General features: G+C 66.4%; 10 protein-coding genes. 7 read left to right on the forward strand and 3 right to left on the reverse strand.

Annotated features, from left to right (window positions below):
- The coding region (locus CVM52_RS22445; RefSeq protein WP_133119943.1) for a hypothetical protein at nucleotides 1-451 on the reverse strand (451 nt) is incomplete at its 3' end.
- Nucleotides 452-583: 132 nt separating this feature from the next.
- Between CVM52_RS22445 and motA the strand changes: the two genes are divergently transcribed.
- The 7 genes from motA to CVM52_RS22480 all read left to right on the forward strand — a co-directional run bounded on the left by motA (nucleotide 584) and on the right by CVM52_RS22480 (nucleotide 5,284).
- Nucleotides 584-1,450 carry a flagellar motor stator protein MotA gene (gene motA, locus CVM52_RS22450; RefSeq protein WP_100164602.1) on the forward strand — a complete coding sequence of 289 codons (867 nt, stop codon included), beginning with the start codon at nucleotides 584-586 and terminating at the stop codon, nucleotides 1,448-1,450.
- Complete coding sequence (locus tag CVM52_RS22455) at nucleotides 1,450-1,737, forward strand: hypothetical protein (RefSeq protein ID WP_100164603.1); 288 nt, start codon at nucleotides 1,450-1,452, stop codon at nucleotides 1,735-1,737. Before motA ends, CVM52_RS22455 begins: the two co-directional genes overlap by 1 nt.
- A 92-nt stretch (nucleotides 1,738-1,829) precedes the next feature.
- Nucleotides 1,830-2,264 (forward strand): flagellar FliJ family protein, encoded by a 435-nt coding sequence (locus tag CVM52_RS22460; protein WP_100164604.1) that lies wholly within the window; start codon nucleotides 1,830-1,832, stop codon nucleotides 2,262-2,264.
- Nucleotides 2,265-2,417: 153 nt separating this feature from the next.
- Nucleotides 2,418-2,966 (forward strand): hypothetical protein, encoded by a 549-nt coding sequence (locus tag CVM52_RS26725; RefSeq protein ID WP_133119944.1) that lies wholly within the window; start codon nucleotides 2,418-2,420, stop codon nucleotides 2,964-2,966.
- Between the two features lie 142 nt (nucleotides 2,967-3,108).
- Complete coding sequence (gene yghX / locus CVM52_RS22470) at nucleotides 3,109-4,008, forward strand: YghX family hydrolase (protein WP_100164606.1); 900 nt, start codon at nucleotides 3,109-3,111, stop codon at nucleotides 4,006-4,008.
- 120 nt (nucleotides 4,009-4,128) lie between these two features.
- A complete protein-coding gene (locus CVM52_RS22475) occupies nucleotides 4,129-4,623 on the forward strand; it encodes a peptidase associated/transthyretin-like domain-containing protein (RefSeq protein ID WP_100164607.1) in 495 nt (164 codons plus the stop codon).
- Nucleotides 4,624-4,642: 19 nt separating this feature from the next.
- Nucleotides 4,643-5,284 carry a ferric reductase-like transmembrane domain-containing protein gene (locus tag CVM52_RS22480; RefSeq protein WP_100164608.1) on the forward strand — a complete coding sequence of 214 codons (642 nt, stop codon included), beginning with the start codon at nucleotides 4,643-4,645 and terminating at the stop codon, nucleotides 5,282-5,284.
- Here the strand turns inward: CVM52_RS22480 and CVM52_RS22485 are convergent.
- Entirely contained in the window at nucleotides 5,260-5,955 is a 696-nt protein-coding gene (locus CVM52_RS22485; RefSeq protein ID WP_100164609.1) for an RES family NAD+ phosphorylase, read from the reverse strand. The genes CVM52_RS22480 and CVM52_RS22485 overlap by 25 nt on opposite strands.
- Complete coding sequence (locus CVM52_RS22490; RefSeq protein ID WP_100164610.1) at nucleotides 5,952-6,341, reverse strand: MbcA/ParS/Xre antitoxin family protein; 390 nt, start codon at nucleotides 6,339-6,341, stop codon at nucleotides 5,952-5,954. Before CVM52_RS22490 ends, CVM52_RS22485 begins: the two co-directional genes overlap by 4 nt.
- Between the last annotated feature and the right edge of the window lie 224 nt (nucleotides 6,342-6,565).

Consider the following 6,565-nt stretch of genomic DNA (forward strand, 5'->3'; position numbering starts at 1 on the left):
GCTGCCGCATCTGCCGCACCACCGACGCCGGCTTGGCCGGCGGCTCTGGCGCGCGCGGCTGCGGCGGCTTTGCGCCGCCGGTCACCACCTCGGGGCTGAGTCCCTCGTCGCGGGCGAAACGGTAGTTGATGGCGTAATCGGTGGCCAGTTCGACCAGGTGCTTGGCCTCGGAGACCAGGCGCAGCATGTCCTGCTCTTCCGAGAAGCGCACCCGCCGGGTCGGCCAGCCGGGCACCTCCGGCGCCACCGCAAAGCTGCGCTCGGGCAGGCCCAGTGCCGCCGCCGCCTTGCGCAGGGTGCGGCTGGTTTCATCGGCATGGCCCACCACGGTCTGACAGCTGCCATCGGCCTTGAGGCACAGAATCAGGATCATGCCCGATGGCCAGTCCTGCAGCGCGCTGCGGACCAGCTCTTGGTCAAGGACATAGGCAAAAACGTCGTCGTTTTTCATGGTCAGGGCAGGCAATCTGGCGCTAAAAGTTGAAACTATCCTTCATTATACTTGTACAGAAGTCAATTCTGTTTATTCTGTTCTTGTAAACCTTGACCCTGACACGGTGAAACGGCCCAAACGGATCGCACGATGACACTTTTTCTTGGCCTTGCTATGGTATTCGGACTCGTCTTTGGCGGGTTCATGTTGTCGGGCGGCAAGCTCGATATCGTGATGTATGCCCTGCCCTATGAAGGCATGATGATCGGCGGTGCCGCGATTGGCGCCTTTGTCATCGCCAATTCCTTTTCGGTGATCAAAAGCGCCATTGGCGGCGTGCTGAAGGTGATCAAGGGCTCGAAATGGAAAGGCAAGGATTACGAAGATCTGCTGAGCCTGATGTATGAACTGACCCGCATCTACAAGCAGCAGGGCATCCTGGCCTTGGACGATCACATCGAGAAACCCAAGGAAAGCGAGATCTTCGGACGCTATCCCAAGATCCTGAAGGATCACTTTGCCACCGAACTGATCACCGACAGTTTCCGCATGTTGTCGATGCAATTCGACGACAAGTTCCAGACCGAGGAAGTGATCAGCCGCAAGATCAAGAAACACCATCACGAGGCGCTGGAGGCGGCGCATGCGATCCAGACCATGGCCGACGGTCTGCCCGCCATCGGCATCGTCGCGGCTGTTCTGGGGGTGATCAAGACCATGTCTTCGATCGACGAGCCGCCCGAGATCCTGGGTGGCATGATCGGCGGCGCGCTGGTGGGGACCTTTCTGGGCGTGTTCCTGGCCTATTGCATGGTGCAGCCGATTTCCGGCCGGCTGAAGCAGATCGAGGACGAGGACGGGCATTTCTATCACGTCATCCGCGACATCTTTGTCGCCATGGTGTCGAACCATCCGCCCAATATCTGTGTCGAGATCGGCCGCGGCGCGATCCCGACCCGGATGCAGCCCGATTTCTACAAGGTCGAGGCCAGCCAGCGCGGCGCGGCGGCGCAGTGATGCGGCGCCTGGCCTCTGCTCTGGCTCTGGCGGTGCTGGGCGGAAGCGCCTTTGCCGCGGGGCCGCCAGCGGCCGACAAGGCGCCCGAAGAGCCGGAGGCCGACGCCGGCGACCTGGTTCCGGTCGAGCCGCCGGCGCCGGTGGTTGTGATGCAGGTGCCGCTGACCCGGCCGGTGCTGGAGGCCGAGATCCTCGACGCGATGCGCGACAAACTGGTGGCGCTGACCGCGCCGGAGGGCGAGGAAACAGAGCCTGAAAAGGCGAAAACCCCGGAAAAAGGGCATTAGGCGATGGTCAGGTTTCCGGCTTTGGCGACGCTGACCCGGACCCTGTTCGGCGACCTGATCGCACAGCCTGCCCTGGCGCCGGACCGGCGCTGATGGAGGCCCGCCGCATCGCCGCGCTGGAATTGATCGAACGGGTCAAGCGACACGAGATCGAGGCCGATACCCAGGCGTTGGGACATCTGCGCGCCGAGGCGGGCAAGCTGGACCGTCAGCGCGGCGAATTGGAAGACAAGCTGAGCTCGGCGATGCAGGTCAGCGACCCGGCGCTGCTGTCCTATGCCGGCAATTTCTCGCGGGCGATTCGCCGCGAGATCGTGCAGACCGAGAAACAGCGCGCGCGGCTGGAGCCGGATCTGTCCAAGCTGGAAACACGGGTGTCCGAGGCGTTCCGCGAGATCAAGACCTATGAGATCCTGCGGCTGAAGGCGCTGGCCGAGGCCGCGGAGGAGCGGCAGCGCAAGGAAGAAGAGGAACTGGCCGAACTGGCGCTGACCCAGTGGTGGCGCAATCGCCGCCCGGCCCCCTGAAAACCCCCTTCCTTCTGCGGCAACGGCATAGGCAAACGCGCCCCGGTTTGTTACGCTTGCGGCAGGGAGGACCAACCATGGCTTTCGGGTCGGACCAGAACCAGACTGGCGGCAGCACCGGGCCGGGCAGATCGCCGGGCCTTGCGGGCGTGATTGTCCTCCGTCGTCGAAGTCCGGGCCTGCGCCGCCGTTTCTGACTCCGCCCCCCGCCGCCAGCTCTGCCAAACAGAGGACGGACCCATCTCCAAACTCGACCCGCGACGGACCGGCCCCGGCCGGACGCCCCTAGCCGCATCAACCCTGCGCCACGCGGCCGAGGCGGCCTTTGCCCGGCTGCGGCCGGACCTGGCCGAGGCGGTGCTGGTCGTGTCCGATGGCGACGGGGTGATTGTTGCGGTGCTGGGTGACCTGTGCCGTCTGGACCCGGCGCAGGCGGCGGCGCTGAAGGTTGGCCAGCTGTTCCGCGATGGCGTGGCGGATTACGAGGCCGGTGCGCCGGCGGTGACCCCGGCCTTTGAACATGCGGGTGAGAGGTTCGACCTCGGTGCCGGTCAGGCCGAAACGGTGCCGCTGTTCGATCCCGGCAGCGGCGCGGTGCTGGGCAGTCTTGGCCTGATGGCGCCGCAACCGGTCAGCCGCGACCGGCTGGCGGCAATCGCCCGCGCGGTCGAGCGCGCCTTTGCCGATCGCGCGCCGGGCTGAGGCCGCCTCACCAGGGTGTGAATAGGTCGTCGTCGTGCCGCGGCCTATAGTGGCCTGGGAGATCCCATTGCCCAATTGATTCAGCCAAAAAGCGGCGCATCGCGCCTGTTTAGAGCCATATATTTGCTCAGGAGACACAAAGATGACTCACCCGGTCCGCAAGCGCGCCAGCGATTTTCACCCACGTATCCTGGAAATTTTCGACGGCTATGTGCATGGCAAGCTGTCCAAGCGGCAGTTTATCGCCCAGGCCGGCCGATATGCCGCCGCCGGGGTGACCGGCGCGATGCTGCTGGAGCAGTTGCAGCCGAATTATGCCCTGGCCCAGCAGGTCGCCCCGGACGACCCGGAGATCGAGACCCTGTCCGCCGAATATGCCAGCCCGCAGGGGCACGGCACCATGCGCGGCTTGCTGGCAAAGCCGGCGGGGGCCGAGGGCCCGCTGCCCGCGGTGCTGGTGGTGCACGAGAACCGCGGGTTGAACCCCTATATCGAAGATGTGGTGCGGCGGCTGGCCAAGGCCGGATACCTGGCGCTGGGGCCTGACGGGCTGACCCCGCTGGGCGGCTATCCCGGCACCGACGAGGAGGGGCGCGCGCTGCAAAGCCAGCTGGACGGTGCCAAGCTGATGGAAGATTTCTTTGCCGGTTACGAATTCCTGCGCGATCATGGGCAATCGACCGGCAAGGTCGGGTGCGTCGGGTTCTGCTATGGCGGCGGTGTTTGCAACGCGCTGGCGGTGGCCTATCCGGATCTGTCCGCCTCGGTGCCGTTTTACGGCCGCCAGCCCGATGCCGCCGATGTGCCGGCGATCGAGGCGCCGCTGTTGATCCACTACGCCGCGTTGGACGAGCGCATCAATGCCGGCTGGGAGGCCTATGAAGCGGCGCTGGAGGCCCATGACAAGGAGTTCACCGTGCATTTCTATCCCGGCGCCAATCACGGTTTCCACAATGACACCACGCCCCGCTATGACGAGGCCGCCGCGACCCTGGCCTGGGACCGGACGCTGGCGTTTTTCGACCGGCATCTGCGGGGCTGACGCTCACGCGATTGTGCGCCGATCCGGTGGCCCGACTCTGGCCGCTCTGCTAGGGTCGCGCCAGGATTTCGCCTGTTGCAAGACCCCGCCGCGCGATGACAGCAGAAAGGCAAGGACCGCATGAAAGCTCCGTTTTACAACCGCCGTTCGTTTTTCCTGGCCGCCGGGGCCGCCGGCCTGGCGGCGCAGGCGCCCCTGGGCCTGCTGTCGCCGGCGCGGGCCGCCGGGCAATTTGCGCCGACGCAGACGATGCGCGGCGGCAGCAACAATTACCGTCCCAATGCGCCGCTGGTCGACAGTCTTGGCAGCGGCTTTCTGGTCTCCGGCATGGTGCGGCGCGCCGGTGATGGCGCCCCGTTGCAAGGGGTGCGCATCCAGATCTGGGCCGCCACCACGCTGGGCGGCGAACGCGAGCCGCGCAACCACGGCAGCGTGCTGACCGCCGCCGATGGCAGTTTCCGGCTGGAGATGGAACAGATCGTGCCAAATTTCGGCCAGCCGCACGCGCATCTGGCCTATGATGACGGCGCCTATAAAACCGTGTTCCTGCGCCCGGTGATGCCCAGCCCGTCGGACACGTCGCTGGCCACCGAATTTGTGCTTGCCCCCGCCTGAGACCAGTACAGAGCCTGAAATGAGCCCCGCGCGGCGCCTGTCCGGCGTGCTGATCTGGCTGGGCGTCGGGCTGGTGATGGCGGCGCCGGTGCTGATCGCCGGGTTCAGCCCCTATCTGGCCTATCGGTCACCCGCCTATATCATCGGCGGCTTTGCCGGCATCCTGTGCCTGGCCCTGCTGGTGATCCAGCCGCTGCTGGCGGCAGGCTATCTGCCGGGGCCGGGGATCGTCACCGCGCGCAAATGGCACCGCCGAACCGGCGCCGCCATCGTGGCCTGCGTGCTGCTGCATGTGGGCGGGTTGTACCTGACCAGCCCGCCCGACACGCTGGACGCGCTGCTGCTGGTCTCGCCGACGCCGTTTTCGGTCTATGGCGTGCTGGCGATGTGGGGGATCCTGGCCACCGCGCTGCTGGTTGCGCTGCGGCGGCGGCTGGGCCTGCGCTATCCGGTCTGGCGGCTGATCCACAACCTGCTGGCGCTGATGGTGGTGGTCGCCACGGTGATCCACGCGCTGCAGATCGAGGGCGCGATGGGCGCTCTGTCGAAATGGGCGCTGTGCCTGGTGGTGCTGGTGGTGACGGCGGGCGCGTTGCTGGAACAGCGGCTGATCCAGCCGCTGCGGCGGCGCCGCGTTCAGGCCACCGGCCGGATCGAATAATCCGGCGTCCCGCGCCAGGCCAGGTCCCAGGCGGCGCCGGGACGGACATTCTGCACCGCTTGCGGATCGAAGCAGACCAGGCAATGGCCTTCGGGCGCGCGCACCGAGGGGTAGATCAGACCGCGCGAGCCCTGTTGCCGCAAGAGCTGGGCCAGCGCCTGGCCGGCGGGATAGCCGGTGGCCGGGTCGGGATGCAGCGCGGCATGGCCGGACTCGTCGGTGATGTCGTCGAACAGGCCGATGAAATCGGCATGGAGCTCGACATAGCGGGCGGTGTCGTGGAAATGGCCGGCATAGCCCAGTTCGCGAGTCCGGTGAAAGGCCACCTCGGCCACCGCGACCATCACCTCCCAGGCGCAGTACCAGGCCCCGCGCGCGCCGTCGTTGAACCGGTTGCCGCCGGCGCGGGTATAGGTGAAGGCGGCGTTGACATGCGAATTGCCATAGATCCGCAGATCGGTCTTGCGCCGCTGCCAGGCCAGCTCACGCGGGTCTAAATAAGGGCTTTTCCCGCGTTCGGCGGTCAGGCGGGCACTGGTCAGCCCCTCGATCTCGGCCAGGATCTCGGCCTCGTCATCGCTGTCGACCAGGCCGCGCAACACTGGCGGCTGGTGATAGGTGGCGGGGATCAGGCGGGTCAGACCGCGGTCTGACAGCGTCCGCTGCCTCATGCGCCGCCCCGCAGCGCGTCCAGATAGGTGCGGATGTTCAGGATCTGCGGCAGGCCACCGTCAATTGCCGCATCGACCGGGCGCGCCCCGTTGAACAGCGGGCCGGTATTGGGCCGGGTCAGCCAGGACCGGGCGAGCGGCCGGGAGAAATACAGCTCCAGCGATTTGTAGATGCCGATCAGCGCCGAAAGCCGCAGCAGCTGATCCTTGGTCAACTCGCCGGCAAAGCCGGGCTTGCGCGCGCGTTTCCAGGTGCTTTCGGACATATCGGCCAAGCCCGCCGCCTCTTTCAGGGTCAGCCCCCAGGCTTCGGCGGTGCGGGCATAGGCCTTGAGCGCCACGGTGGTCATCTCGGCCGGTTCACGGGTTTTGGCGGGGATCTGCATGGGTCGGCTCCTTGGCGATAATATGGGCCATATGGACTGAATGTAAAGACCATATGGCCCGAACGGGCCGCAAAACCGCAGGTCACCGCATTCGGTCGGCTCAGGCGGGTTCGACCGGGCGCGGGCCGGGTGCCTGCGCGGCCTGCCGTGGTTGCACGGGCAGGTTGTCGATCAGCCGCACGCCATCCAGCCAGGCGGCGACGAACAGGCGCGCCGGGCGGTCG

The sequence above is a fragment of the Pseudooceanicola lipolyticus genome, assembly GCF_002786325.1.
GTDB classification, from domain to species: domain Bacteria; phylum Pseudomonadota; class Alphaproteobacteria; order Rhodobacterales; family Rhodobacteraceae; genus Pseudooceanicola_C; species Pseudooceanicola_C lipolyticus.

Coding starts and splice junctions, on each gene's coding strand:
- CVM52_RS22480 (WP_100164608.1), top strand. CDS start 4,643: ATGAGCCCCGCGCGGCGCCTGTCCGGCGTGCTGATCTGGCTGGGCGTC.
- yghX (WP_100164606.1), top strand. CDS start 3,109: ATGACTCACCCGGTCCGCAAGCGCGCCAGCGATTTTCACCCACGTATC.
- motA (WP_100164602.1), top strand. CDS start 584: ATGACACTTTTTCTTGGCCTTGCTATGGTATTCGGACTCGTCTTTGGC.
- CVM52_RS22460 (WP_100164604.1), top strand. CDS start 1,830: ATGGAGGCCCGCCGCATCGCCGCGCTGGAATTGATCGAACGGGTCAAG.
- CVM52_RS22490 (WP_100164610.1), bottom strand. CDS start 6,341: ATGCAGATCCCCGCCAAAACCCGTGAACCGGCCGAGATGACCACCGTG.
- CVM52_RS22455 (WP_100164603.1), top strand. CDS start 1,450: ATGCGGCGCCTGGCCTCTGCTCTGGCTCTGGCGGTGCTGGGCGGAAGC.
- CVM52_RS22475 (WP_100164607.1), top strand. CDS start 4,129: ATGAAAGCTCCGTTTTACAACCGCCGTTCGTTTTTCCTGGCCGCCGGG.
- CVM52_RS22485 (WP_100164609.1), bottom strand. CDS start 5,955: ATGAGGCAGCGGACGCTGTCAGACCGCGGTCTGACCCGCCTGATCCCC.